The organism is Stenotrophomonas sp. Sm6012 (assembly GCF_030985895.1).
Classification (GTDB): Bacteria; Pseudomonadota; Gammaproteobacteria; order Xanthomonadales; family Xanthomonadaceae; genus Stenotrophomonas; species Stenotrophomonas forensis.
Window position 1 is genome coordinate 1 of sequence record NZ_JAPTFX010000006.1, and the last position, 24,968, is coordinate 24,968.

At 65.6% G+C, this 24,968-nt stretch carries 25 protein-coding genes, 3 tRNA genes and 1 pseudogene; 18 read left to right on the plus strand and 11 right to left on the minus strand.

Annotation, left to right across the window (positions count from 1 at the left end):
* Window positions 1-26: 26 nt before the first annotated feature.
* The 4 genes from O0J73_RS02085 to O0J73_RS02100 all read right to left on the minus strand — a co-directional run bounded on the left by O0J73_RS02085 (window position 27) and on the right by O0J73_RS02100 (window position 2,668).
* Window positions 27-377: a DUF3301 domain-containing protein gene (locus O0J73_RS02085; protein WP_049436544.1), complete on the minus strand. Its 351-nt coding sequence runs from the start codon at window positions 375-377 to the stop codon at window positions 27-29.
* Between the two features lie 67 nt (window positions 378-444).
* Window positions 445-1,446: a DUF2272 domain-containing protein gene (locus O0J73_RS02090; RefSeq protein WP_197565086.1), complete on the minus strand. Its 1,002-nt coding sequence runs from the start codon at window positions 1,444-1,446 to the stop codon at window positions 445-447.
* A 104-nt stretch (window positions 1,447-1,550) separates the two neighbouring features.
* Window positions 1,551-2,402 (minus strand): carboxylating nicotinate-nucleotide diphosphorylase, encoded by an 852-nt coding sequence (gene nadC / locus O0J73_RS02095; RefSeq protein WP_308307902.1) that lies wholly within the window; start codon window positions 2,400-2,402, stop codon window positions 1,551-1,553.
* Window positions 2,399-2,668, minus strand: a complete 270-nt coding sequence (locus tag O0J73_RS02100) for a Trm112 family protein (protein WP_005408847.1) — start codon at window positions 2,666-2,668, stop codon at window positions 2,399-2,401. The genes nadC and O0J73_RS02100 overlap by 4 nt, the downstream gene beginning before the upstream one ends.
* A gap of 58 nt (window positions 2,669-2,726) precedes the next feature.
* Between O0J73_RS02100 and purE the strand changes: the two genes are divergently transcribed.
* The 3 genes from purE (at window position 2,727) to O0J73_RS02115 (ending at window position 4,829) form a co-directional block, all read left to right on the plus strand.
* Window positions 2,727-3,230, plus strand: a complete 504-nt coding sequence (purE, locus tag O0J73_RS02105) for a 5-(carboxyamino)imidazole ribonucleotide mutase (RefSeq protein WP_005412808.1) — start codon at window positions 2,727-2,729, stop codon at window positions 3,228-3,230.
* Window positions 3,227-4,375, plus strand: a complete 1,149-nt coding sequence (locus O0J73_RS02110; protein ID WP_308307903.1) for a 5-(carboxyamino)imidazole ribonucleotide synthase — start codon at window positions 3,227-3,229, stop codon at window positions 4,373-4,375. The genes purE and O0J73_RS02110 overlap by 4 nt, the downstream gene beginning before the upstream one ends.
* Before the next feature lie 112 nt (window positions 4,376-4,487).
* Window positions 4,488-4,829 carry a carboxymuconolactone decarboxylase family protein gene (locus O0J73_RS02115; RefSeq protein ID WP_006429504.1) on the plus strand — a complete coding sequence of 114 codons (342 nt, stop codon included), beginning with the start codon at window positions 4,488-4,490 and terminating at the stop codon, window positions 4,827-4,829.
* A 12-nt stretch (window positions 4,830-4,841) separates the two neighbouring features.
* Here the strand turns inward: O0J73_RS02115 and O0J73_RS02120 are convergent.
* A pseudogene (locus O0J73_RS02120) lies at window positions 4,842-5,282 on the minus strand (Fe-Mn family superoxide dismutase); the annotation flags it as partial.
* 121 nt (window positions 5,283-5,403) lie between these two features.
* Between O0J73_RS02120 and grxD the strand changes: the two are divergent.
* The 11 genes from grxD to O0J73_RS02175 all read left to right on the plus strand — a co-directional run bounded on the left by grxD (window position 5,404) and on the right by O0J73_RS02175 (window position 18,803).
* Window positions 5,404-5,724 carry a Grx4 family monothiol glutaredoxin gene (gene grxD / locus O0J73_RS02125; RefSeq protein ID WP_006429513.1) on the plus strand — a complete coding sequence of 107 codons (321 nt, stop codon included), beginning with the start codon at window positions 5,404-5,406 and terminating at the stop codon, window positions 5,722-5,724.
* On the plus strand, window positions 5,721-6,497 hold the full coding sequence (locus tag O0J73_RS02130) for an SDR family NAD(P)-dependent oxidoreductase (RefSeq protein WP_049456555.1): 777 nt from the start codon (window positions 5,721-5,723) through the stop codon (window positions 6,495-6,497). Before grxD ends, O0J73_RS02130 begins: the two co-directional genes overlap by 4 nt.
* 232 nt (window positions 6,498-6,729) lie before the next feature.
* A complete protein-coding gene (locus tag O0J73_RS02135; protein WP_049456556.1) occupies window positions 6,730-9,951 on the plus strand; it encodes a carboxypeptidase regulatory-like domain-containing protein in 3,222 nt (1,073 codons plus the stop codon).
* Window positions 9,952-10,203: 252 nt separating this feature from the next.
* The gene (gene ppnN / locus O0J73_RS02140) at window positions 10,204-11,592 is read left to right on the plus strand and encodes a nucleotide 5'-monophosphate nucleosidase PpnN (RefSeq protein WP_308307930.1); all 1,389 of its coding nucleotides are present in this window, start codon (window positions 10,204-10,206) and stop codon (window positions 11,590-11,592) included.
* Between the two features lie 160 nt (window positions 11,593-11,752).
* On the plus strand, window positions 11,753-12,268 hold the full coding sequence (locus O0J73_RS02145; RefSeq protein ID WP_006429631.1) for a GspH/FimT family pseudopilin: 516 nt from the start codon (window positions 11,753-11,755) through the stop codon (window positions 12,266-12,268).
* Window positions 12,265-12,738, plus strand: coding sequence for a type IV pilus modification protein PilV (gene pilV / locus O0J73_RS02150; protein WP_049456558.1), 474 nt, complete (start codon window positions 12,265-12,267; stop codon window positions 12,736-12,738). The genes O0J73_RS02145 and pilV overlap by 4 nt, the downstream gene beginning before the upstream one ends.
* A 2-nt stretch (window positions 12,739-12,740) precedes the next feature.
* Complete coding sequence (locus tag O0J73_RS02155) at window positions 12,741-13,901, plus strand: PilW family protein (RefSeq protein ID WP_006429634.1); 1,161 nt, start codon at window positions 12,741-12,743, stop codon at window positions 13,899-13,901.
* A gap of 2 nt (window positions 13,902-13,903) precedes the next feature.
* Window positions 13,904-14,422: a PilX N-terminal domain-containing pilus assembly protein gene (locus O0J73_RS02160; RefSeq protein ID WP_308307904.1), complete on the plus strand. Its 519-nt coding sequence runs from the start codon at window positions 13,904-13,906 to the stop codon at window positions 14,420-14,422.
* Window positions 14,423-14,433: 11 nt separating this feature from the next.
* Window positions 14,434-18,186: a PilC/PilY family type IV pilus protein gene (locus tag O0J73_RS02165; RefSeq protein ID WP_308307905.1), complete on the plus strand. Its 3,753-nt coding sequence runs from the start codon at window positions 14,434-14,436 to the stop codon at window positions 18,184-18,186.
* Window positions 18,187-18,224: 38 nt separating this feature from the next.
* Entirely contained in the window at window positions 18,225-18,647 is a 423-nt protein-coding gene (locus tag O0J73_RS02170) for a type IV pilin protein (RefSeq protein WP_164241066.1), read from the plus strand.
* 79 nt (window positions 18,648-18,726) lie between these two features.
* Window positions 18,727-18,803 (plus strand) — tRNA-Asn (locus O0J73_RS02175).
* Window positions 18,804-18,851: 48 nt separating this feature from the next.
* Here the strand turns inward: O0J73_RS02175 and O0J73_RS02180 are convergent.
* Complete coding sequence (locus O0J73_RS02180; protein WP_308307931.1) at window positions 18,852-19,346, minus strand: GspH/FimT family protein; 495 nt, start codon at window positions 19,344-19,346, stop codon at window positions 18,852-18,854.
* A gap of 170 nt (window positions 19,347-19,516) precedes the next feature.
* Here O0J73_RS02180 and uvrB point away from each other — a divergent pair, with 170 nt between their 5' ends.
* The 3 genes from uvrB (at window position 19,517) to O0J73_RS02195 (ending at window position 21,895) form a co-directional block, all read left to right on the plus strand.
* Complete coding sequence (gene uvrB / locus O0J73_RS02185; RefSeq protein ID WP_006429643.1) at window positions 19,517-21,541, plus strand: excinuclease ABC subunit UvrB; 2,025 nt, start codon at window positions 19,517-19,519, stop codon at window positions 21,539-21,541.
* A 106-nt stretch (window positions 21,542-21,647) separates the two neighbouring features.
* Window positions 21,648-21,722, plus strand: a tRNA-Val gene (locus O0J73_RS02190).
* Between the two features lie 98 nt (window positions 21,723-21,820).
* Window positions 21,821-21,895, plus strand: a tRNA-Val gene (locus tag O0J73_RS02195).
* A gap of 93 nt (window positions 21,896-21,988) precedes the next feature.
* Here O0J73_RS02195 and O0J73_RS02200 read toward each other — a convergent pair.
* The 3 genes from O0J73_RS02200 to O0J73_RS02210 all read right to left on the minus strand — a co-directional run bounded on the left by O0J73_RS02200 (window position 21,989) and on the right by O0J73_RS02210 (window position 23,390).
* Window positions 21,989-22,309, minus strand: coding sequence for a hypothetical protein (locus O0J73_RS02200; protein ID WP_308307906.1), 321 nt, complete (start codon window positions 22,307-22,309; stop codon window positions 21,989-21,991).
* Window positions 22,310-22,531: 222 nt separating this feature from the next.
* Complete coding sequence (locus O0J73_RS02205; RefSeq protein ID WP_197563416.1) at window positions 22,532-22,720, minus strand: hypothetical protein; 189 nt, start codon at window positions 22,718-22,720, stop codon at window positions 22,532-22,534.
* A gap of 100 nt (window positions 22,721-22,820) precedes the next feature.
* Complete coding sequence (locus tag O0J73_RS02210) at window positions 22,821-23,390, minus strand: TlpA disulfide reductase family protein (protein ID WP_197563418.1); 570 nt, start codon at window positions 23,388-23,390, stop codon at window positions 22,821-22,823.
* A 161-nt stretch (window positions 23,391-23,551) separates the two neighbouring features.
* Between O0J73_RS02210 and O0J73_RS02215 the strand changes: the two genes are divergently transcribed.
* Window positions 23,552-23,692, plus strand: coding sequence for a hypothetical protein (locus O0J73_RS02215; RefSeq protein WP_008268513.1), 141 nt, complete (start codon window positions 23,552-23,554; stop codon window positions 23,690-23,692).
* 52 nt (window positions 23,693-23,744) lie between these two features.
* Here the strand turns inward: O0J73_RS02215 and O0J73_RS02220 are convergent, their stop codons facing one another.
* Both O0J73_RS02220 and O0J73_RS02225 read right to left on the minus strand, forming a co-directional pair.
* Entirely contained in the window at window positions 23,745-24,029 is a 285-nt protein-coding gene (locus O0J73_RS02220; RefSeq protein WP_006429908.1) for a hypothetical protein, read from the minus strand.
* Window positions 24,030-24,059: 30 nt separating this feature from the next.
* Complete coding sequence (locus O0J73_RS02225; RefSeq protein WP_006429910.1) at window positions 24,060-24,839, minus strand: MipA/OmpV family protein; 780 nt, start codon at window positions 24,837-24,839, stop codon at window positions 24,060-24,062.
* Window positions 24,840-24,968: the final 129 nt, after the last annotated feature.

A 24,968-nucleotide genomic window follows, 5' to 3' on the forward strand; every position in this document is an offset into this window, starting at 1 on the left:
ACCGTTGGTCGGCACGCCTTCAAACCTTACACATCCTCGGCGTCGTCCACATCCGGCCGGATCTGGCTGATCCGCGCCGCGCCGGGGCCGGTGAACGAGATCAGCTGGTCGCCGCGCAGCACCATGCGGCCCACGTGGCGATCGATGCCGTCATAGGAATACTCGAACTTGAAGGTGCGCTCGAAACCGAGCCGGCCATCCTCGCCACGCGACAATCGCAGGCCGGTGGCGTGCACCGCCTGGTCCAGCCATTGCACGTCGGCGGCGCGGCAGGCATTGCGGCCCAGCTCGACCGCGCGCTCGGCGGCCGAACGGGCGGCGTTCCAGAAGAAATAGATGATTCCGCCGGCAATCAGCAACAGCAGCAGGGTGGGCATGGCGTCAGCGGTCAGAGGTCGATCCGGCAAAGATGGCGGCGAACGCGCGCTGGATCAAGCGTTGCAGTCACCGCCGCGGTTGCGGTTCGCTGGACACTGGCTGCGCGGGCACGATGGCCGGTTGCGGCGGCGGCGCGGTCTGCATCGGCGTCGCAGTGGGCGAGGGCATCAACAACGGCGAGGTGGCGGTCAGCTGCAGCAGCGCGGCCCAGTCCTGGCGGTTGAAACTGCATTCGTCTTCGCGGCCCGGTGTGCAGCTGGGGTCGATGCCGGTGCTGCTGCGTTCGCGTGCCGGCGGCAGCTGGATCAGCCCGGTGCGGTCCAGCGGCAGCAGCCGCATCGCCACGGTATTCATCACGTTGCCCCCCACCAGATACAGGGTCTGATCGCCGCCGAGGTTGGCCGCCACCACCACTTCGCAATGTGATTTCCAGTGGCCGACCGAACCGTTGCCGAGCGCCTGTACCAGCCCGCTGTAGCTCAGCGTGGTGCTGCGGTCGCGCAGGAAGCACAGCAGATCGCCCGGCGCGGGCTTTGCGGTCGCGGGATCGACCAGCCGATAGGGCACGCCGGAAGGGCCGCCCTGGTAGGCGGCACGGATGTAGTCGATGTGGCGCGGCGAGGTGTTGAAGCCGGGCACGCCGGCACGCACCATTACCCAGGAAATGAAGGCGGCCGACCAGGGGTTGTCGACCAGGAACGCACGGCAGTCGCTGTCGGTGTAGCGCGTGCCCAGTGGTGCCAGGCAGCTGCTGGCGCCGGCGATGCTGCCCATCGCGTTGAGCGTGCCACTGTCGCGCCAATAGCCGGCTACGCGCTGCCAGGCGATCAGGCCGTTGTCGGCAAGATGCTCGCTCTCGGCCTCGGTGACGCTGAGGCTTGCAGCGCGACCATCGCGATCGATGAAAGGCCGGAACCACAGCCGGTGTTCATTGCAGGCGGTATTGCGGATGGCCACTGCCAACGGGCTCAGGCCGTAGCGGGGCGGTACGTCACAGGCCTCCGCAGCCGCTGCGGAAAAGGGGGCGGCCGCGAGCAGAAGGCAGGCAGGCAAGAGCATCCGGCGCATGCGCGGCTCCTGTGGGGGATGGCCGCAGCGTCGCAGTGCCGTCGTGAACGCAGGGTGTGAGAGTGGTAGTGCCGGCCGCGGGCCGGCACCATGCGACCGCCACCTCAACCCGGCGGCGGGCCCAGCTTCAACGACAGATCGATGGCCTGCACGTGCTTGGTCAGGCCGCCGATGGAAATGCAGTCCACGCCATCCTCCGCGATCGAGCGCAGGCCACCCAGGCCGACGCTGCCGGAGACTTCCAGCGGGATACGGCCGGCGGTGATGCGCACGGCCTCGCGGCGCAGGTCGGGGCTGAAGTCATCCAGCAGGATGCGTTCGCACCCCGCCTCCAGGGCCTGGCGCAGCTGCGTCAGATCCTCCACCTCGACCACAAGCGGCAGCGCAGGCCACTGCCGGCGCGCGCCGGCGACCGCGGCGGCCAGCGAACCGGCGGCGCGGATGTGGTTTTCCTTCAGCATCACCGTGTCGTACAGGCCGAAGCGGTGGTTGTCGCCGCCGCCGCAGCGCACGGCGTACTTCTGCGCCAGGCGCAGGCCGGGCAGGGTCTTGCGGGTGTCGAGGATGCGCGTGCCGGTACCGGCCACGGCGGCCACATAGCGGGCAGTGGTGGTGGCGGTGCCGGACAGCGTCTGCAGGAAATTCAGCGAGGTGCGTTCGGCGCTGACCAGGCTGCGGCTGCGCCCGTACAGCAGGGCCAGCACGGTGCCTGCGGTGACCGCGTCGCCTTCGGAAACCTGCCATTCGATGCGCACGTCCGGGTCGAGCGCACGGTGGGTGGCGTCGAACCAGGGGCGGCCGGCAATCACCCCATCCTGCTTGCACAGCAGGTAGGCGCTGTCCGCCTGGTCGGGCAGCAGGGCGGCGGTGACGTCACCACTGCCCAGGTCCTCGGCCAGCGCACGCGCGACATCGGCGGCGACAACGGCCGCATCCGGCGTCGGCAGCGTGCTCATGCGGCCGGGAAGTCGGCGATCTGGGCGGTCGGGATGGCTTCCTCGGCCAGCAGCACCGGAATGCCGTCGTCGACGCGGAACACCTGCTTGCGGTCGCGGGTGACCAGCGCTTCGCGCAGCGGCTGCGCCAGCGGGTTGCCATCGGCCTTGTTCACCGCGCCGGCGGAAATGGCCTTGTTGAGGGCTTCCAGGCCCTTGCCATCCAGCAGGGACAGGGGCTGGCGGGTGTCGGGCGACACCAGCAGGTCGAGCAGCTTGCGATCCATGGTTCTTCGTCTTGCGTGGAAGACGGCTAGAATACGTCTTTAAGGCAGGTGACGGCCAATGACCCCCAACCCGATCGCGCCGCTTGTCGGCATCGTCATGGGTTCCCGTTCCGACTGGGAAACCATGCAGCACGCCGCCCAGAAGCTTGAAGCCCTGGGTGTTCCGTTCGAAGTGAAGGTGGTGTCCGCGCATCGGACGCCGGATGTGTTGTTCAGTTACGCCGAGCAGGCGGGCCCGCGTGGCCTGCGCGCGATCATCGCCGGTGCCGGCGGGGCCGCGCACCTGCCGGGCATGATCGCCGCCAAGACCGCCGTGCCGGTGCTGGGCGTGCCGGTGCAGTCCAAGGCCCTCAACGGCATGGATTCGCTGCTGTCGATCGTGCAGATGCCGGCCGGCATCCCGGTCGCCACCTTCGCCATCGGCAATGCCGGCGCCTCCAATGCCGCGCTGTTCGCTGCAGCGATGCTGGCCAGCGACCAGCCGGCGATCGGCCAGGCGCTCGACGCCTTCCGTGCGCGCCAGACCGAAGACGTGATGGCCCACGACGACCCGCGCCAATGAGCCTGACCGTCGGCATCCTGGGCGGCGGCCAGCTCGCCCGCATGATGGTCCTGGCAGGTGCGCCGCTGGGACTGCGCTTCGAACTGTACGATCCGGCGGCCGACGCCTGCAGTGGCCCGCTGGCGCCCCTGACGGTCGGCGCCTTCGATGACCGCCAGGCGCTGGCGGACTTCGCGTCGAAGGTGGATGTGGTCACCTTCGATTTCGAGAACGTGCCCGCCGACAGCGCGCAGTTCCTGGCCGACCGCGTGCCGGTCTACCCGCCGCCGGCCGCGCTGGCCGTGGCCCAGGACCGGCTGAGCGAAAAGACCCTGTTCCAGCAGCTGGGCATCCCGCTGCCGGCCTTCGCCGACATCCGCAGCCGCGACGAGCTGGCTGAGAAGGTGGCCGCGTTCGGCCTGCCGTGCATTCTCAAGACCCGCCGCCTCGGCTATGACGGAAAGGGCCAGTTCCGCCTGCGCAGCGAGGCCGACATCGACGCTGCGTGGGATGCGCTGGGTGCGCAGGTCGAGCACACGGGCCTGATCCTGGAGGGCTTCGTGGCCTTCCAGCGCGAGGTCAGCGTGGTCGCCGTGCGTGGCCACGATGGCAGCTTCGAGGCGTGGCCGGTTACCGGCAACTGGCATGTCGACGGCGTGCTGTCCGCCAGCGTGGCGCCGGCCGTGCTGTCCGACGCCGAGCAGCAGGCCGCGATCGGCTATGCCCGCCGCGTTGCAGAGCACCTGCAGTACGTGGGCGTGTTCGCGCTGGAGCTGTTCTGCCGCGACGGCGAGCTGCTGGCCAACGAGATGGCGCCGCGAGTGCACAACTCCGGCCACTGGACCATCGAAGGCAGCGAGACCTCGCAGTTCGAGAACCATCTGCGCGCCGTGCTGGGCCTGCCGCTGGGCAGCACCCGCATGCTTGGGCATGCCTGCATGCTGAACTGGCTGGGCACGATGCCGGACCCGGCGCCGGTACTGGGCCAGGCCAGCGGCCATTGGCACGACTACGGCAAGGAGCCACGCGAGGGCCGCAAGGTCGGTCATGCCACGCTGCGCGATGATGATGCTGCGGCACTGGCCGATGCGCTGGACCAGGTCGGCCTGGAGCTGGGTCGTCAGGCCCAGGTGGCGCCGGCCGTGCACGCATTGCGCAAGCGCTGAGCCCGGTAGTGCCGGCCGCTGGCCGGCAATGCAACGATGTGGCGCGCCGGTGCAGGCATCGGCGCAACGTTCCCGGTGATAGCGTGGAACTCCTTTCCCAGGAGTCACGACCATGCTTGACTGGAATGCCTACCGCAAGGAACTGAAGGGCCGCATCGGCGAGATCGGCAAGCTCTCGCCGGATACGGTGAAGGGGTACGCCACCCTGTCCAACGCGGGCGCCCAGACCAACCACCTTGATGCCAAGACCCGTGAGCTGATCGCACTGGCAGTGGCGGTCACCACCCGCTGCGACGGGTGCATCACCGTGCACGTGGACGCTGCGCTGAAGCACGGCGCCAACCGCGAGGAGATCGCCGAAGCGTTGGGCGTGGCCGTGTCGCTCAATGCCGGCGCCGCGCTGGTGTATTCGGCACGGGTGATGGACGCGGTGGCTGCGCACGAGAGCGCGTAGTGCCACGCTCGGTTTCCCGGTAGTGCCGGCATTGCGGGTGGCCTGGATGCCCAGCTGCCCGCCCGGGTGCTGCACCAGCCAGACCCAGCCGGAGCCGAACAGGCCCAGCGCGGTGCGGTTGAATTCCTCGCGCAGGCGCTGCGCGTCGCCGAACTGGCGCTTGACCAGTTCGTCCAGCCGGCCCTGCGGCTCACCGCCACCGCGAGGGCGCAGGCACTGCCAGTAGAAGCCGTGGTTCCAGGCCTGGGCGGCGGCATCGAACAGTTTGCCCTGGGCGTGGCGGACGATCTCTTCCAGTGACGCGTCTTCCCACTCGGTGCCCAGGATGCCGGCGTTGACCGCATCGACATAGGCGCGGTGGTGGCGGCCGTGGTGCAGTTCCACGGTCTGTGCGGACAGATGCGGCTGCAGGGAGCCGGAAAGGTAGGGCAGGGCGGGCAATTCGACGGGCATGGACAGGTTCGTGGCCAGAGGGGCGGCGGCAGCCGGTTCCATCCGCTTACAATGGCGGCTACCGTGGGCAGTCTAGCCGACCACCGCGGTCGGTTTGTCCGGCGAAGCAAGGAGTGTGGTTGTGGCGGTGATGCAGCAAATCCAGGCCGAGGTCGATCGTTACCCGCTCGTGCTGTTCATGAAGGGCACCCCGCAGTACCCGATGTGCGGCTTTTCCAGCCGCGCCGTACAGGCATTGATGGCGGCCGGCGCTGCCACCCTGCGCACCGTCAATGTGCTCGAGGAGCCCGAGATCCGCGCCAACCTGCCGCGCTTCTCCAATCTGCCGACCTTCCCGCAGCTGTTCATCAACGGTGAACTGATCGGCGGCTGCGACATCGTTCTGGAATTGTTCGAATCCGGCGAGCTCAAGCGCATCGTCGAAGAGGCGACCCAGGGATGAGTGCCTGGCCATCGACGTCACCGACCGACGGGGCGCTCGATGGCCGCCCGTTGCAGGATCGCGTGGTGCTGGTTGCCGGCGCCGGCGGTGGCCTGGGCAGTGCCGCGGCGGTGGCTGCTGCAGCCGCCGGCGCCACGGTCGTGCTGCTGGGGCGCAAGCCGCGCCGGCTGGATCGGGTCTACGCCCAGGTCCAGGCCGTCGGCGCGGAACCGCTGCTGTACCCGTTGGACCTTGAAGGGGCAGGCCCGGATGACTATGCCGAGCTGGCCCAGGCGCTCCAGCGCGAGCTGGGGCGGCTGGACGGGCTGCTGGTCTGCGCCGCGCATTTCCCCGGCCTGACCCCGTTCGAGCTGGCCGACCCTGCCAGTTTCGCCCGCGCGGTGCACGTCACCCTGACCGCCCCGGCGTGGTTGGCCCAGGCCTGCCTGCCGCTGCTGCGGCAACGTGAGGATGCCGCTCTGGTGTTTGCCGTCGACGCTCCGGAGCGGGTCGGGCAGGCCTACTGGGGCGGCTATGGCGTGGCCCAGCATGGCCTGCGTGGCCTGATCACCAGCCTGCACGACGAACTCGGCCGCAGCCCGGTGCGGGTCAGTGGCCTGTACCCGGGGCCGCTGCGTACGGCGCTGCGTGCCCGGGCCTACTCGGTTGACCAGGACCCGGCCGCGCAGGGCCCGGAAGCTGCGGCGGCCGCGGCGGTAACCCTGTTGTCCCGCGCCGGCCATGCCTGGCGGGGGCGGATTCTCGACGCCAGCGGAGCGTTTCCCGGCCAGTGAGTCCCGGGGAAAGGCGGAGTGAAGAACCCGTCACGATTGCGTTGCGATCTGGTGCCGTTTGTCGCACAACCGTCACATTGATGGCGTAGCGTGTTAATCTAGTGTTAACCGTTATGGCTGCCTTCAGCCAAGCGGTAGGGAACCCCAGATAACTCTCCGACCAGCCACCCGCAGGGCTGTTTGGATGCGCTTTTTTTCCGCCATCGCCAACTCGCATCGAGGCTACCGAAAAATGACCCACCCACTCCGGATGTCCAAGCTTACCCTTGGTCTCGTGGCTGCACTCGCCGCCGCTCCCGCCTTCGCCCAGAGCAGCACCTCCGCCGGCGTCGGCGGCCAGGTGATGTCCGCCGCAGGCCAGCCTGTCGCCGGCGCTGAAGTCACCATCACCCACACCGAGTCGGGCACCGTTTCGCGTGCCACCACCGATGCGGCGGGTCGTTACAATGCGCGCGGCCTGCGCGTGGGTGGTCCGTACACCATCACCATCACCAAGCCCGGTGAAGGCACCAAGACCGAAGAAGGTGTCTACCTGAACCTGAACCAGGTCAACACCGTCAACGCCAACCTCGGCGGTGATCTGGCTGCCACCAACCTGGACGCCGTGAACGTCGTCGCCACCGCTGGCGGCCTGGACCTGTTCAGTGCCAACAAGATGGGCACCGGCACCAACGTGACCCGTGAAACGATGGATGCGCTGCCGTCGGCCAGCCGCAACATCCAGGATTACATCCGTCTGGACCCGCGCATCTCGCAGGTCAGCAAGGCGGACGGCGCGATCTCGGCCGGCGGCCAGAACACCCGTTACAACGCCATCCGCATCGACGGCATCAGCGCCTCCGATCCGTTCGGCCTGGGCTCCAACAACCTGCCGACCGAGCGTCAGCCGGTGTCGATGGACGCCATCCAGGAAATCAACATCGACCTGGCCAACTACGACACCACCATTTCCGGTGGTACCGGTGCGGTGATCAACGCCGTCACCAAGTCGGGTACCAATGAATTCCACGGCACCATCTACGGTTCCTACCGCGACAAGGACATGGTCCGTTCGCGCCTGGAAGGTGACAAGCAGGACTTCAACGGCTTCAAGGACGAGAAGACCTACGGCATGACCTTCGGCGGCCCGATCGTCAAGGACAAGCTGTTCTTCTTCACCAACTATGAAAAGTACGAGCGCGCGGCGGCTGGCGTTTCCCTGAGCGACACGCCGATCGGCCGTGGCACGATCACCCAGCAGCAGATCACCGATGTCCAGAACTTCCTGGGCAAGCTGGGCTATGACCCGGGCAGCCTGTCTGCGCCGAACAGCAAGACCGAGATCGAAGAGTACGCGGTCAAGCTGGACTGGAACATCAACGAGAACCACCGTGCGGCCCTGCGCTACAACAAGATGGAGCAGAACGTCGTTCGCTTCCCGCAGGTCAGCAGCAGCGCCATCTCGCTGAGCAACTTCTGGTACCAGCAGCCGACCGAATACGAAACCTGGATGGGCGAACTGTTCAGTGACTGGTCGGAGAACTTCTCGACCGAGTTCAAGGTCTCGCACAAGGATTACTCGGCCAACCGCGTTCCGCTGGTCGACATGCCGCAGATCCGCATCAAGTCGGGCAATGACTCGCTGTACGTCGGTACCGAGCAGAACACCCACGTCAACATCGTCGAGTCGAAGGAACTGAGCGCTTTCGGTGCCGGTACCTGGTACATCGGTGACCACACCGTCAAGTTCGGCTTCGACTACTCGAAGAACGACCTGATGAACTTCTACGGCCGCAACCTCAACGGCGTGTATGAATTCAACAGCGTCAACGACTTCCTGGCGGGCAAGGCATCGCGTTACCAGCTGCGTGCGCCGCGCGCCGATGGCAGCCGCAGCGACATCCCGGCCGACTTCACCCTGAAGAACACCGGCGTGTTCGTGCAGGACACCTGGGCGATCAACTACAACCTGAACCTGATGTTCGGCGTGCGCATCGACATGCCTGACTTCAGCACCCAGCGCCTGTACAACCCGCGCATCGAGCAGCTGTACGGCTTCAACAACACCAAGCTGGTCGACAAGAACCTGGTGCAGCCGCGCGTTGGCTTCAACTACACCTTCGACAGCGAGCGCCCGACCCAGCTGCGCGGCGGCGTGGGCCTGTTCGGCGGCGCTGCCCCGAACGTGTGGCTGGCAGGTGCCTACCAGAACACCGGCCTGAACTACATCGAGTACGACGAGCGCAGCATCCCGGCCGGTGCCTTCACCCCGGATGGCAACAACCCGTACATCCCGGCCGGTGGCCCGGCTTCGGCCCGTCAGAACGTCGACATCATCGCGCCGGGCACCCGCCTGCCGTCGGTGTGGAAGGCCAACCTGGCATTCGACCATGAGCTGCCGTGGTACGGCATCGTGGCGTCGGCCGAACTGCTGTTCACCAAGGTCAAGGACGGCATCTACTTCGACCGTCTGGACGTGTCGGCTCCGACCGCTACCGGTCAGGACGGCCGTGCGATCTACTGGAACGATGCAGGGCGCAACTCGGCCAACACCCGTATCGACAAGGGTGTGGACTACGGCATCTCCACCGGTACCAAGAACGCGGTTGATCGTTTCAACCGTCCGACCGACATCGGTGACGTGCTGGTCCTGCGCAACACCGACAAGGGTCACGGTACCCAGGCCACCTTCTCGCTGGCCAAGCCGCTGACCGAGAACTGGGGCTGGTCGCTGGGTTACACCTACACCAAGTCGTCCGAGGTCAGCCCGCTGTCCAGCTCGCAGAACACCTCGAACTGGAACAACACGCTGATCTTCAACGCCAACGAGAACGTGGCCTACAACTCGCGTTACGCGATGAAGGACCGCATCACCGGCACCCTGGAGTGGAAGCACAACTTCTTCGGTGACAACGCTACCCGCGTCGGTCTGTTCTACGAAGGCCGTTCGGGCCGTCCGTACAGCTACATCTTCTACAACGACGCGAACGGCGACGGTGCGACCACCAACGACCTGTTCTACGTGCCGAAGGGCCCGGGCGACGTGCTGTTCACCGGCGGCGCCGCGATGGAGAAGGCGTTCTTCGACTGGCTGGCAAAGACCCCGGATCTGGATGCCTACCGTGGCAGCGTGGTCCCGGCGAACTCGCACCGCGCTTCGTGGGTGAACAGCTTCGACGTCCGCATCAGCCAGGAATTCCCGGGCTTCATGAAGGGTCACAAGGGTGAAGTTGCCCTGGACATCATGAATGTCGGCAACCTGCTGAACAAGAAGTGGGGCCTGATCGACGACTACGGCTTCTACTCGACCCGTCGCGTTGCCAACTACGCGGGTATCGATCCGGCCACCGGCAAGTACGTGTACTCGTTCACCGGTTCGACCGACAACGCGCAGGTGCAGGAAAACAACAACGACAAGGGCAACACCGCGGTGTCGCGCTGGTCGATGCAGCTGACCCTGAAGTACAAGTTCTGATCCTTCAGAGCCTGATGATGTAAATGGAAACGGCCGGGGAACGCGCGCCGTTTTCCGTTCAGGCGAAAGTCCTTGCGGGCGGCTCTGCATGGGCGTAGCATCCAGAAATGTGCGCGGCGCCAATGCCGCCGAAGCGGTCCCAGGCAGGTGATCACGGGCAGCACATATCCAACGGTCGGGTTTCCCGGCCGTTTTGCTTTTTAAGGGGGCGGCAGTACAGTCGGAAACCTTGAAGGAAGCGAAAAATTGGATATGACCACGAACGAAAAAGCAGCCCGCGCGCTGCCGGTGCAGGACGCACGGATCTACCCGCGCGGTGGGCTGGATGTGCTGTCGCGGGCCGAAGTGGCGCGCCTGCGCGATGCCTCCGCCGGCGGCATGCACGAGCTGCTGCGCCGCTGCGCGCTGGCCGTACTGACCAGCGGCAGTGCCTCCGACGATCCGCGTGCGGCGCGCGATCTGTATCCCGATTTCGACATCCAGGTGGCGCAGCAGGATCGCGGCGTGCGCATCGACCTGGTCAACGCGCCGGCGATGGCCTTCGTCGATGGCGAGATCATCCGCGGTGTCGCCGAACTGCTGTTCGCGGTGGTGCGCGACCTGGCCTACATGGCCATCGAGATGGGCCCGGCCTATGCGGCCGAGCTGGAGTCGTCCGAAGGCATCACCAACGCGGTGTTCGGGCTGCTGCGCAACGCCCGCATCCTCAACCCGGGTGATCCGAACCTGGTGGTGTGCTGGGGCGGCCACTCGATCTCGCGCGACGAATACCTGTACACCAAGCAGGTGGGCTACGAGCTGGGCCTGCGCGGCCTGGACATCTGCACCGGCTGCGGCCCGGGCGCGATGAAGGGCCCGATGAAGGGCGCCACCATCGCCCACGCCAAGCAGCGCCGTACCGTGACGCGTTACATCGGCCTGACCGAGCCGGGCATCATCGCCGCCGAGTCGCCGAACCCGATCGTCAACCACCTGGTGATCATGCCGGACATCGAGAAGCGCCTGGAGGCCTTCGTCCGCATCGGCCACGGCATCATCGTGTTCGCCGGTGGCGTCGGTACCGCCGAGGAAATCCTGTACCTGCTCGGCATCCTGCTGCGCGAGGAAAACAAGGACCTGCCGTTCCCGCTGATCCTGACCGGCCCGACCGTGGCCGCGCCGTATTTCGAGCAGATTGACCGCTTCATCCGCCTGACCCTGGGCGATGAGGCCGCCGAGCGCTACGAGATCATCATCGGTGACCCGGTGTCGGTGGCGAAGAAGATGGCCAACGGCATCAAGCGCGTGCGCGAACACCGCCTGGCGCAGAAGGATTCGTTCTTCTTCAACTGGTCGATCGAGATTCCGTGGGAGTACCAGCAGCCGTTCTTGCCGACCCACGAGGCGATGGCCGCGCTGGACCTGCACCACGGGCGTGCGCCGCACGCGCTGGCGGCCGACCTGCGGCGGGCGTTCTCGGGCATCGTGGCCGGCAACGTGAAGGAAGACGGCATGCGCCGCATCGAGCAGTTCGGGCCGTTCCAGATCCATGGCGACACCGACATGATGCAGGCCCTGGACGCGCTGCTGCGCGCCTTCGTCGAGCAGCGCCGGATGAAGATCTCCGGCGAATACCAGCCCTGCTACCAGGTGCTGGCCTGAGCCTGCACCGGCGCGATGGGGATCGCGCCGGGCCGGAAAGGGAGGGCGGGTCGTCAAGCCTTTGACGCCCGTCGTCCCGGATTGACCGTTCATCCTGCCGCCGCTTGCCGGTGGCAGGGCGATGGCCCATCGTGGCCATCAATACGCTGGGGAGCGTCCAATGTCTTTGCGCCGGGAAAGCGGCTTCACGTTGATCGAACTGATGGTCACCATTGCCGTGGTGGCGGTCCTGGCCGCGATCGCGTTTCCGAGCTTCCAGGGCACCCTGCGTTCCAGCCGGGTGACCTCGGGCAACAATGAAATCCTGGGCCTGCTCAGCCTGGCCCGCAGCGAGGCGATCCGCAGCAACCGCGGCGGCGGCGTGTGCGGCAGCAGCGATGGCGCCAGCTGCGACGGCAGCTGGTCCGGCGGCATGCTGGCCTTCGCCGATACCAATGGTGATGGCGAGATGTCGTCGGGCGAGACCGTCCTGCGCTTCGTCAATGGCAGTCCGAAGCTGACGGTCAGCGGGCCGTCGGAGGTGATCGCCTTCGACGGCCGCGGGCGCCGCAGGGCCAGCACCGATCAGGAGATCCTGCTGGAGCCGGATGTCTGCAGCAAGGACGCGCTGCACAAGCGCACATTGACGGTGAACGCCTCCGGGCAGATCCGCAGCACCAAGGAAGCCTGCCCATGAAATCCCGTTCCATCCGCGCGCGGCAGGCAGGGGGGTTCACCCTGCTGGAAGTGCTGATCGCCATCATCGTGCTGGCGTTCGGCCTGCTGGGGTTCGCGCTGCTGCAGACCATGAACGTCCGCTTCGTGCAGAGCGCCAACTACCGCACCCAGGCCACCAATCTTGCCTATGACCTGACCGAGCAGATGCGCAGCAACCGCTACCAGGCGGCGTGGTACACCACTGCGTCGTTCGCGGCAGGCAGCAAGACCGCGGAGAAGGCATGCAGTGCCGACACCGGCGACGTCGCCATTTCCGCCAAGGTCGCGCGCTGGCAATGCCAGGTGGTGAAGGCGCTGGGTGATGACGCGGGCGCGGAAGTCACCTACAACGGCGGCAAGGTGAAAGTGGCCGTCAGCTGGGGCGACCAGCGCTGGGATCCGGACCATCCGGACAAGGCCACCACCTTCGCCCTGGATACGGAGCTGTGAGCATGGCCATGAACCGTCGTGCCGCCATGACCGGCCTGTCGCTGGTTGAACTGATGGTCGCGCTGGTGATCAGCCTCGTGCTGATGCTGGGCGTGGTCCAGGTGTTCATCGCCTCGCAGACGGCCTCCCGCCTGTCCGAGGGCGCCTCCCGCGTGCAGGAAAACGCGCGCTTCGCGCTGGATTTCCTGGAGCGCGACATCCGCATGGCCGGACACATGGGATGCGTCAACGACCAGGCCCATGTGGTGAAGAACCAGGGCGACCCGGTGTCACACCTGGGGGCAACCTCGGGCGATGGCAGTCCGCTGGATTTCAGCGTGTCCATCCAGGGCTTCGACGCGCCCGAGACGACGCCGGGCGGGAGTCTGACGCTGGGGGCGGACTGGTCGGCTCCGACCGGTCTGCCTACCGCGATCGAAGGGCTCATCCCGGCACCGGCCGGCGGCAGCGATGTGCTGGTCCTGCGCTTTTTCGCGCCGGAAGGCGTGCCGGTCACGGCCATTTCCGCGGACGGCGGCAACGCGCTGCTGGACATGGACAGCACCCGCGTCGCCCGCCTGACCGGCGGTGGCGTGGGCGATCCGACCCTGTTCGGCATCGCCGACTGCGGCCACGCGGATGTGTTCGCGGGCACGTTGAGCGCCGCACGGGTCACCGCCGCTTCGCTCGACCTGTCGCGCTATGCCGCGCAGCCCACCGGGCAGACAATGCTGTATCGCGCCGAGTCGATGGTCTATTACGTGGGCATCAATCCGGAGACGAAGCAGCCGGGCCTGCGCCGCGCGCGCGCCGACAGTGATGGCGCCTACTCGATCAACGAAGAACTGGTGGAAGGCATCGAAAGCCTGCAGCTGATGTACGGCCTGGACAACACCGCCAACATCGGCCTGGACACGCCACCGGCCGGCAACATCACGCAGTTTGCTGCGGCCGACGGCGTCAGCACCGATGCCGATGCCGCGGGTGCCGCGCAATGGCTGCGCGTGGGGCAGGTGCAGGTGGGGCTGCTGGCACGCAGTCCGTCGCCGTCGTCCTCGACCCGCTCGGCCAATGCGCTGTCTGTGCTCGGCGTGGGCTTTGCCAACGGCGACAAGTCCGACGGTCATTACCGCTCCAGCTATGAAGTGTCGATTGCATTGCGCAATCGCCTGTTCGGAAACTGACCATGACTCCTTTCCCGCGTTCCTTCCGGCCTGTCGCCGCTCCCGCCCGCCAGCGCGGTGCGGTGCTGTATGTGGCCCTGGTGATGCTCATCCTGCTGGCGCTGCTGGGAATTGCCGGCATGCAGGTGGCCGGCATGCAGGAAAAGATGGCGGCCAACTACCGGGCGGCCAACCGCGCTTTCCAGAATTCGGAAGGCGTGGTGCGGGCGGCCGAGCGTTCGGTCGAGCAGATCACCAATCGCGAAAGCGTGAGCGAGGGCAGCCTGCTGCAGGCGGGGGATGTATCGCGTGTCTGCGATGACGGCTTCGATCCGGCCAGCTGGGCGGAGGACCGGCGCGACGAGACGGCGCCGGCCGTCAACGTGCGGCAGATCGACAGCTGCGTGGTCGGCGAATCGTCGCTGGACATGGGCCGGCCGCTGGACGACACCACACCGATCTACCAGATCACCGGGTTCGCTACCGACGATGCCGATGCGAGCTCGTCGTCGGTGGTGATCGACACCGTATTCAAACTCTGAGGACGCAGGCCATGGCTTCGCGCAAATTCCGCTTCATGGCCGCAGGCGGCGCCGCACTGGCGCTGGGGGGAGGCTATTTCATCTACAGCCTGATGGCCGCCCAGGCCCAGGGCACGCTGGCACAGGCGCCGCTGAACATCCAGGTGCAGACGCCGCCAGCGTTCCTGATGGCGCTGGACGATTCCGGTTCGATGCTTTGGGAAGTGCTGAACAATACCCGCGACGGGGTTTACCGCTGGGGCGGCAAGAGCTTCTACACGGGCAGCGAGGCCAACGGCTACGTTGATCGCGGGCTGTTGTACCACTATGTGTTTCCAAGCTACGGTCGGGACTCCAATCTGGCACTTCCGCCGTTGGATGCTTACGGTTTCGCACGCTCTCCGGACATCAATGCCTCCTACTTCGATCCACGCGAAACATACTCTTACTGGAAGACGGGCCTTCCGGAACCCAATGCCGACTTCCCGAAACAGGGCATCGATCCCAAGAGCGCGCCGCTGGATCCTCGGCCGAGCGGCGCCTTCTCTCTGAAGACGGGTACGCTGAACCTGACCGCCGATTCGACGAGTAATGCCATCGTGGTCAATGGCAGCAACGTGGCCTGGCGATTCCAGTTCTACAGCGGCATGGTGCTGCCGTCCGGCACGCGTATCGAACGCGACCGCTGTGGTGATCTGAACCGCAACAACAGCTCGACCGACGGTGGTTTCAGCGTGGTCGGCTCCAAGGCCGTGACCCTCACCGGGAACTGCAGTGCGGCCATGGTGTTCTTCCCGGCCACGTTCTATCTGGTGGATCGGGCTACGTTGCCTGAAGACTATGGCTATACCGCGTCACCGGTCGCGGTGACCAATCCTGTCGGTGGTCGCCCGGGCACCCTGTACAAGTACGAAATCAAGCTCGCCAATTTCGGCAACAATACGGCCAAGTACAACCAGGCCATGGGCAACTTCGCCCGATGGTTCAGCCTGTATCGGACGCGTCGCGAATCGCTGATCGGCGCAGCCACCACTGCGCTGCATGACCAGACCAACCTGCGAGTCGGCTGGTTCCGCATCAACAACCGGCGTAACGTCACGATGTACAACATGACCAATGATGATGAGAAGTCGACGCTTCTCGATGACATCATGAAGGACATGCGGGCCAGTAGCAGTACGCCCAATCGATCGGCCGCCGATTACCTGGGGCAGCAGTTCAAGCGTACCGACGCGAAAGCGCCGGTGCTGCTGTCGTGCCAGAAGAACGCCGGCATGCTGTTTACCGACGGCTACATCAATGAGACCGAAAACAGGACATTGATGAAGGACCTGGTGGCGCCGTACTACGAAAAGTCCTTGGTGGATACCAAGGAGACCAATTCCGTTCCAGTGCCTTCCGAGTGCAAGGGCGCCAATCCAGACCCGGCGCTGGACTGCAAGACGCACCTGCACATGAATTTCTATGGCGTGACCCTGGGTACGCTGGGCAAGGAGTTCGGCGTCAAGTACCTGCCGGATCCGAAACGGCCGTGGGTACTCAGCCCCAATCCCTATGTGAACAAGCCGAGCTTCCCCACGTCGACGCAGGATCTCAAGCCGGAAGCGGTCGATGAGCTGTGGAACGCGGTGTATGACACCCGCGGCGAAATGGTCAATGCCACCCGTCCGGGCGATATCACCGCTGCGATGCGCCGCATCATCAGCAACGTCGCCCAGGGCGCCACGCCGTCCGGCTCGCGTTCGCTGACCGGCGCGCGCATCGGCGTAGGCTCGTTGTCGGTGGAGCCATTCTACGAAGCGACCAACAACGGCACCGACTGGTACGGCAAACTGCACGCCTTCAACCTGAAGGTGGAAGAATCCACCCGCAAGGTCATTTCGGAGGAGGCGTGGGAAGCCTCCGCGCAGATGCCGGCGGCCGATTCACGCCGCATCCGTTTCTGGCGCAACGGCGCGCTGGTGGATTTCTCCGGTGGCAACGTCAGTCTGGCCAATCTGTGCGACAAGTCGGGCTCGCTGTATCCGGGCATGAGGATCTGCTCTGAATCCGAGATCACCACGCTGGCCACCGACTCGGCTACGGCGGTGGCCTATCTGCGAGGTGCTACCGGCAACGAGAAACGCAATGGCGGCAAGCTGCGTGACCGCACCACCGTGCTGGGCGACATCATCACCTCCACGCCGGTGCTGAGCTCACCCCTGGACGACTACGGTTTCCGCCGTCTGCCGGGTGCGATCGGCAGCAGCTACGCCGAGTACATGACCACCAAGCGGGATGATCGTCGTTACATGGTCTATGCCGGTGCCAATGACGGCATGCTGCATGCCTTCGATGGCGGCATGGGCGCGGATGGCGAAATGGACAGTGACGGCGGCAAGGAACTGTTCGCCTACATTCCGTCCACCGCGCTGGGCCATATGGGCAATCTGTTGCTGCCCTACGATCCGACCAATGAGAACACCCAGCGCTTCCAGCATCGCTACTACGTCGATGGCCCGATAACGGTCAGCGACACCTATGGCAGCAATGGCTGGACCACCTCGCTGGTGGGTACTGCCGGCGCGGGTGGTCGCAGCGTGTTCGCACTGGATGTGTCCGATCCGGGCAGCTTCGGGGGCACCGGTTCCCTGCTGTGGGAGATCAGCGATCTGAACTCGGCGCTGGACAGCGAAGTACGGGCCAACATCGGCCACGTGCTGGGCAAGCCGGTGATCGTGCCGATGAAGAACGCAGACGGTTCGGTGAGTTTCCGTGCGATCTTCGGCAATGGTTATGAAAGCAGCAGCGGCAAGGCGGTCCTGTTCGTGGTCGACATGGTGGCCGGCAGCACGCCGACCATCCGCATGATCGAAGCCGTCGAGTCTGGTACCAACCTGCCGGCAGGCAGCAATGGGCTGGGCAACATTGTCGTGGTCGATCGCTGGGGTGGAGCGGGGCAGAACGAACAGGTGCGCGATGGCCTGGCTGATACTGTCTATGCGGCCGACAAGCGCGGCGCGGTCTGGAAGTTCGACCTGCGTAACGATGCTGCACCGACGGTGCCGTTGTTCACCACCGATACGCATGTCGATGCGAGTGATCGCCTGACCTATCGTCAGCCGATCACCGGCGGCATGACCGTGACCACGGGGCCGTCCGGCGGTGTGATGCTGATCTTCGGCACCGGCAGTTTCTCCTACTACGGCGACGAGAACGATTCGGCGCTTCAGGCGCTGTACGGCATCAACGACACCGAGGCCGGCCTGTCGACCGCGACACTGACTTCGGCCAACCTGCGTTCATATGCGGCCGGCATCAGTGACAACCTGCGCACGCTGAGTGCAGGCAGCATTCCCACGGTCAGTCGTGGCTGGACAGTGACGCTCGCCAACAAGGAGCGGGCCGTGGGCAATCCGCGCATCGTCTCCGGCGTGGTGTTCTTCCCGACCTACATTCCTTCTGAGGCCCAGGGCTGTTCGGTGGATGGCTCGAACTGGTTGTTCGGCCTCCAGGCCAGCAGTGGCGAGGCATCGATGTCGCAGGTGCGCTTTGGCGCGCCGGACGGAAAATCGCAGGGCGCAGGGACGGCGGGTGTTGCGCTCAACACCGGCGGCAACGCGCCGGTGAGGGATGTCACCACCTCGGTGGTGCCGCGGCTGGCGCCGCCGGACGCGGGCAAGCCTGGCAGCCCGCCGCCGAAGCCTCCGGGTGATGCCTGCATGATGCAGATTTCGGTGGCTGGCGCGGATCCGATGTACCTGCCGTACCCCTGCGGTCGCCAGTCATGGAGGCAGATCCAGTGATTGACGTTCCTTCTACGCTGGCACCAGGAGTCACCGCAATGCGCACACCGTTCATGGCGGGCCGCCTGGCCCGCGGTTTCAGCCTGATCGAACTGATGATCGTGGTGGCGGTCGTGGCGATCCTTGCTGCGATCGCCTATCCGAACTACAGCGCGCATGTTCTCAAGTCGCGGCGCGCGCAGGCCAAGGCCGATCTGGTGGAGTACGCGCAGCTGGCCGAGCGCTACCACACCATCAACAACACCTATGTGGGCTTCACCTTCCCCGGCGGAGCTGATTCCATCAACTCGCCACGCGAGGGTGGCACCGCGGCCTACACCCTGTCCATGGAGACCGGGCAGTCGACGTTCACGTTCACTGCAGCGGCGGCCAATGCGCAGACCAAGGACAAATGTGGCGACCTGACGCTCAACCAGGCCAACGTGAAGACGTCGCAGGCAACACTGTCCGACTGCTGGTGACGCGAGCAGGAGGCTGCCTGCAGGGCTGCGTGAAAGAGTGTTGCACTCTCTGTTCGAGGTGATTACAATGCGCCTCCCCGCCCGAATAGCTCAGCCGGTTAGAGCACTTGACTGTTAATCAGGGGGTCGTTGGTTCGAGTCCAACTTCGGGCGCCAAGCATTACGCATCAAAGGCTTGCGGTTATCCGCAGGCCTTTTTTGTTGTCAGCAGGGTGGGCCGTCCTGGCTGCGGGTCGAGCGGATTCTGCCGCTGTTGCTGACGATGACCCGGGCGCGTTCCCGGTGGTCCGCGCAGATGCGCAGCGTCAGGTTCGCACCGGGACTGCGGCCATCCGGCTGGAAGTAGATCTGCGGCCGGCCGCTGCTGCTGGCCGCGCTGATCCTGACGCTGGACAGGCCGGACTGGTGCAGCAGGATGGAGTCGGTGGAGGAGGGGGGCTCTCGCCGGCCATCGGTCCTGTACACGATCCAGCCCTGGCTCCAATCGTCGCCGCAGTGGTACCCGTCGGGGCTTGCGCACAGGCCGATCAGCGCACTGCGCATGATGGCCTGGTAGCGCGCGGTGGCCAGACCGGACTGCAGGCTGAGGCGGGTGGATTCCGCCCGTTGATGCAGCATCAGTTCCCGCAGCGCGGGCCAGCCGGCTGCCAGCAGGACAGCAAGGACCGCCACCACCACCAGCAGTTCGAGCAGATGGATGCCGTGCTGCGTGTCGGGACTGGAAGCAGGAAGGAGGCGCATGCATCCAGCCTCGCTGCCGCGCAGGGACTGCGCCATCAGGCAGCGCCGCGCTCGGCTGCCCGGAAACCCCTCAGCCGGCCGTCACTCCTGGCCCCGTATACTCACCCTTCCCGGGAACTGGCAACACCATGAGCGACCGTTTTGAACTCGTCTCGCCGTACTCGCCGGCGGGCGACCAGCCCGATGCCATCGCGAAGCTGACCAGCAACTTCGAAGCGGGCATCGCCAAGCAGACCCTGCTGGGCGTCACCGGCTCGGGCAAGACCTACACCATCGCCAACGTCATCCAGAACGTGCAGAAGCCGACGCTGATCATGGCGCCGAACAAGACGCTGGCGGCGCAGCTGTATGGCGAGTTCAAGGCGTTCTTCCCGCACAACGCGGTGGAGTACTTCGTCAGCTACTACGATTACTACCAGCCGGAAGCCTATGTGCCGTCATCGGACACCTTCATCGAGAAGGACAGTTCGATCAACGAGCACATCGAGCAGATGCGCCTGGCCGCGACCAAGACCCTGTTGTCGCGCCCGGATGCGATCGTGGTGGCGACCGTATCGGCGATCTATGGCCTGGGTGCACCCGAGGATTACCTGTCGCTGCGCCTGATCCTGTCCAAGGGCGAGCGCATCGACCAGCGCGACCTGATCAATCACCTGACCCAGCTGCAGTACACGCGCAACGAGTACGAACTGCAGCGCGGTACGTTCCGCGTGCGCGGCGAAGTGATCGATGTGTTCCCGGCCGAGTCGGACAGCGAGGCGCTGCGCCTGGAGCTGTTCGATGGCGAGGTTGAGAAGATCACCCTGTTCGACCCGCTCACCGGCGAGACGCTGCGCAACATGCAGCGCTTCACCGTGTACCCGAAGACCCATTATGCGACCACCCGCGAGCGAGTGCTGGCGGCGGTGGACACCATCAAGGTCGAGCTGAAGGAGCGGTTGGAGCAGCTGTACGCGGAGAACAAGCTGGTCGAGGCGCAGCGCCTGGCCCAGCGCACCCAGTTCGACATCGAAATGATGGCCGAGGTCGGCTTCTGCAACGGCATCGAGAACTACTCGCGTCACCTCACCGGCAAGAATGCCGGCGAGCCGCCGCCGACCCTGTTCGACTACCTGCCGCCCGACGCACTGCTGGTGATCGACGAATCGCACGTGACCATTCCGCAGATCGGCGCGATGTTCAAGGGCGATCGCTCGCGCAAGGAGACCCTGGTCGAATTCGGCTTCCGGTTGCCCTCTGCGCTGGACAATCGTCCGCTTCGCTTCGAGGAGTGGGAAGAGCGCTGCCCACGTGCGATCTACGTGTCGGCTACGCCCGGTCCCTATGAATATCGTGAAGCGGGTGACGAGATCACCGAGCTGGTGGTGCGCCCGACCGGCCTGATCGACCCGGTGGTGGAGATCCGCCCGGTCGGTACCCAGGTCGATGACCTGATGAGCGAGGCCAACGAGCGCATCAAGGCTGGCGACCGCGTGCTGGTCACCACGCTGACCAAGCGCATGGCGGAGAATCTCACCGAATACCTCACCGAGCATGGCATCCGCGTGCGCTACCTGCATTCGGACGTGGACACGGTCGAGCGCGTGGAGATCATCCGCGACCTGCGCCTGGGCAAGTTCGACGTGCTGGTCGGCATCAACCTGCTGCGCGAAGGCCTGGACATGCCCGAGGTGTCGCTGGTGGCGATCCTCGATGCCGACAAGGAGGGTTTCCTGCGCTCCACCGGCTCGCTGATCCAGACCATCGGCCGAGCGGCGCGCAACGTGCGCGGCAAGGCGATCCTCTATGCGGACAAGATCACCCGTTCGATGCAGGCGGCGATCGACGAGACCGACCGCCGCCGCGCCAAGCAGGTCGAGTACAACGAGGAACACGGCATCGTGCCGCGCTCGGTGGCGCGGCCGATTGTCGACGTGCTGGAAGGCGCCCGTTCCGACGCGGCCGAAAAGGAAGCCAAGAAGGGCAAGGGCAAGAGCCGGGCAGGCGTGGCAGAGGAAGGGGCCGACTACCGGTCGCTCAGCCCGGCCCAGCTGGCCACCCGGCTCAAGGCGCTGGAACAGCAGATGTACCAGCATGCCAAGGACCTGGAGTTCGAGGATGCGGCACGCGTGCGCGACCAGATCCGGCAGCTGAAGGAAGCCAGCCTGGGCTGAACGTGGCAGGGCAGCCGCATCTTCACAAAAGTGTTGCGCTTCACGGCTGGCATCCGTAATATACGCGGCCTGCACCGACGCAATCGCGGAAATGCAGAAGCAAAACGGGCGGTTAGCTCAGCGGTAGAGCACTACCTTGACATGGTAGGGGTCACAGGTTCGAACCCTGTACCGCCCACCACGAAGTCTCTGGAAAGGGGCTGTCGTGAACTGCAAAGCCCGGCCCTGGCGCCGGGTTTTTACGTAGCAAGGCCAGCTTTCGGGCGGCAAGAACAAGATGGGCGGTTAGCTCAGCGGTAGAGCACTACCTTGACATGGTAGGGGTCACAGGTTCGAACCCTGTACCGCCCACCACCTGGCTCCCGGCATGACCGGTGCAGCGGTGGATCACGAGAAAGCCGGCCTTGGGCCGGCTTTTTTCATGTGTGAGGGTTGCCTCGCTGCGTATCAGCGCTGGGCGACCCATTCATCGAGGCTGATCACGCGTTGCAGCTTCCAATGGCCTTCGACGCATTCCCAGACCTGCGCAAAGCGCGCCGACCTGGACCGCCGCTGCTGGCCGTCTGTGGCCAGAGGCTGGTAGCCCACGCGCAGAACGCGGTCCTGGCGCAGCCTGTAGAGCTGCAGGGTCGCCGGATCGCGTGCCGCCGGCGCACCTGCGTGTTCGGCGTCGGCCTGCAGGATCTGGCGGCGTAGTGAGGTATCCCCGGCGTCGGCGTCGCGGCCGAACAATCCAGCGCACAACAGCAGCAGGGCAAGCATCGGCATGGCACGGTGCTCCGGAGAAGGGAGTCCAGCGTGGCACTGCCTCCTGCGCGGTGAAACCGGTATGCGACGAAAGCCGGTAAAGCGCGCTTCAAGCCTGTCCGGGGAGGATGAATCCGGGGCGGGGTGGCCATGATCCCCCTGGCCCTGCCACCGCCGCGGAGCCGGAACAGCGTCGCGGCGGTGGCAACGGGTCAGAGAACCCGGGCTTCGGAACGGATGGGGTTACAACGGATCACAGCACAGTACCTGGCCGGGCTTGCCGGAATTTCCGAACGGACAGCTCGGGTGCGGTTCGCAGCCCGGCGCGTAGCCGGTCTTGGGCGCGACGGCAAAGGCCTGGGTGGCGCCGAAGGCCATGGCCGCGACAACGACGATACCGGCGACGGACGAAAGGACTTTCTTTCCGATCATGTGTATCTCCTTGGTTGGCGTTGTGGTGTTGCAGTTGCCGAAGGCACGTGAGTGCCAGTGGTGGCGCGGGAGCAATGACGAGGTATCGGGGTCTGTCTGGTCAGGGTAGGGCAAGGTCCGGCGCCAACGACGTCATGGCGGCCTGTACGACCTGCTCATCAAGCTGGCCGACATGCTTGTAGGCCACGCTGCCATCGTTACCCAGCACGATCAGCATCGGCGTGACCGTTGCGCGATAGCGCTTCGATGCATCGCCTCCGCTGTCGATGGCGATCGGGAAGCGCAGATCGTGCGTGCCGGCGTAGCCGGCCAGTTCGTCGTAGGGAGGAAGGCCCACGCCGATCAGCTCACTGGCGCCCCGTGCAGCGGCAATCTTCCGCACATGTGGCATCGAGGCCAGGCAGTAGCGGCAGGCCGTGGAGAAGAAATAGAGGATCTGCGGGGTGGCGCGTGGGCCACCAATCTGCACGCGGGCCTGCTGCGTGGTCGCCAGTGCAAGCGGGGCGGCGAGGCTGCCAAGTGCCAGGCCGTGTGTTTCAAGCCGCATGTCCTGCAGCTGCGAGGCCATCTGTTGGTTGATCTGCCGCAGCTGGCGGTTCTGCCATCCCAGCGCGACGATCAGCGCCGACAGCAACAGGGCCACAACGGGGAACAGGACGCGCTTGATCATCGATCATCCTTGAACGCAGCGTTGGCCCGAACATACCGGAACTGGCGCACGGGATGTTAAGTCGATGTTCGCCACGCGCGCACGGGAGCCGCGCCTGTACTAGAGTGGCATCCGCGCAGGCATGCGCGCCTGCCTTCCCTCATTACCAGAAGGATTTCCCGATGAGCGATCATGTCCCGGTGTCCCGGCCCAATCCAGTGCTTGAACTGCTGTTCGGCGGCAACATGCTGGAGGGCACGTTCAAGGCGGTGGTCTGGGTGGCCCTGCTGGCTGCGGTCCTGGCCTGGACCACCTTCCGCTGAGTCCTTGCGCGGCGCTGCAGCACCGGCTGCAGGCGCCGTTGCTACCCTGCGCTCAGGCGTTGAAGGCCTGGCGCAGGCTGCGCAGGGTCGCCTGGCGCTGTTCCTTCGCGATGGCCTCACCCATTTCCAGTTCCTGCAGGCGCAGCCCGACCAGGGTCATCGACAGCGCGTAGCCGCGCGCCGCATCGGCAACGCGCGAAAGTCCCAGGGCGCGCCGCGCCAGCGCGTTCACGTGTTCCAGGTCGGGCATCAGTCCCAGGTAGGCGCGCTCGGCGCTTTCCAGGTCGGGAGCACGCAGGATCGCGTGCGCTTCTGCAGCAGGGGAGACGGAGGCCATGGGGGGTCCTTGTCCGTAGCAGGCGCTCGATCAGAACGAGCGCATCAGGGAAACGAAGGCCGACGTCTGTGTACCACGTCGTGCCATCGGGCTGTCCTTCACCGCATCGCCGAACCACTGGTTGGCGACCACGCCTGTTGCACGCCACTTGGTGCCCAGCGGCGTGCTGACCGCGATCTGCAGGCTCGGTGATGTCGTGCTGCCCGGGCGATAGGCTGCCAAGCCCGAGCGCAGTGCTTCCTCGTCGCTGATGCCGTAGTAGTAGTCCAGCAGGCGTGCGCTGGAGTGCACCACGCCCACCCGTGGCACCCAGGTGAAGCGGCCGGCCTGGATCGGATAGCTGTAATGCAGGCGCGATTCGAAACCACCGCCATGCCCGGTGATCTCACGCATCACACCGGCCTCGACAATGCCCCAGTCGGCGCTGTATTCACCGTTGATTCCTGCCATGGCCGACATCTGCCGGCTGTGCAGGCGGCGCAGCTGCGGATCATTCACGTCGTCGGTCTTGAAGCGCAGCGTGTACGGCGTCAGTGCTGCCGACAGCCGCAGGCCCTGGCCCTTGTACAGATACATGCCCAGCGAGCCGGGGCTGGCGAAGAAGCGCTGGCCCTGCCAGGAAATCGCCGGTACGACCAGCGGTTTGACGTCGTAGTGCGCATACGCGCCGGACGTCGCACCCGCGGTGATGCCAGCCTGCACGCCCGGGCTGCGGTCGGCGGCTTGCGTGATCAACGGCAGGCCGATGGCAGCGGAGAACAGCAGGGGGCGCAGCAGGGGGCGCAGCAGGGTCGGGGACAGCGACGGCATCGATCAGCCACTTTGCGGGGGATGGCTGTGCATGGTGCGGGCCCAACATTGTCAGAACATTGCGCCTGGGCAATCGGCACGCAATGACGCCCAAAGCAGGCGCCAGGCACTATGATCGGCACCGTTTCC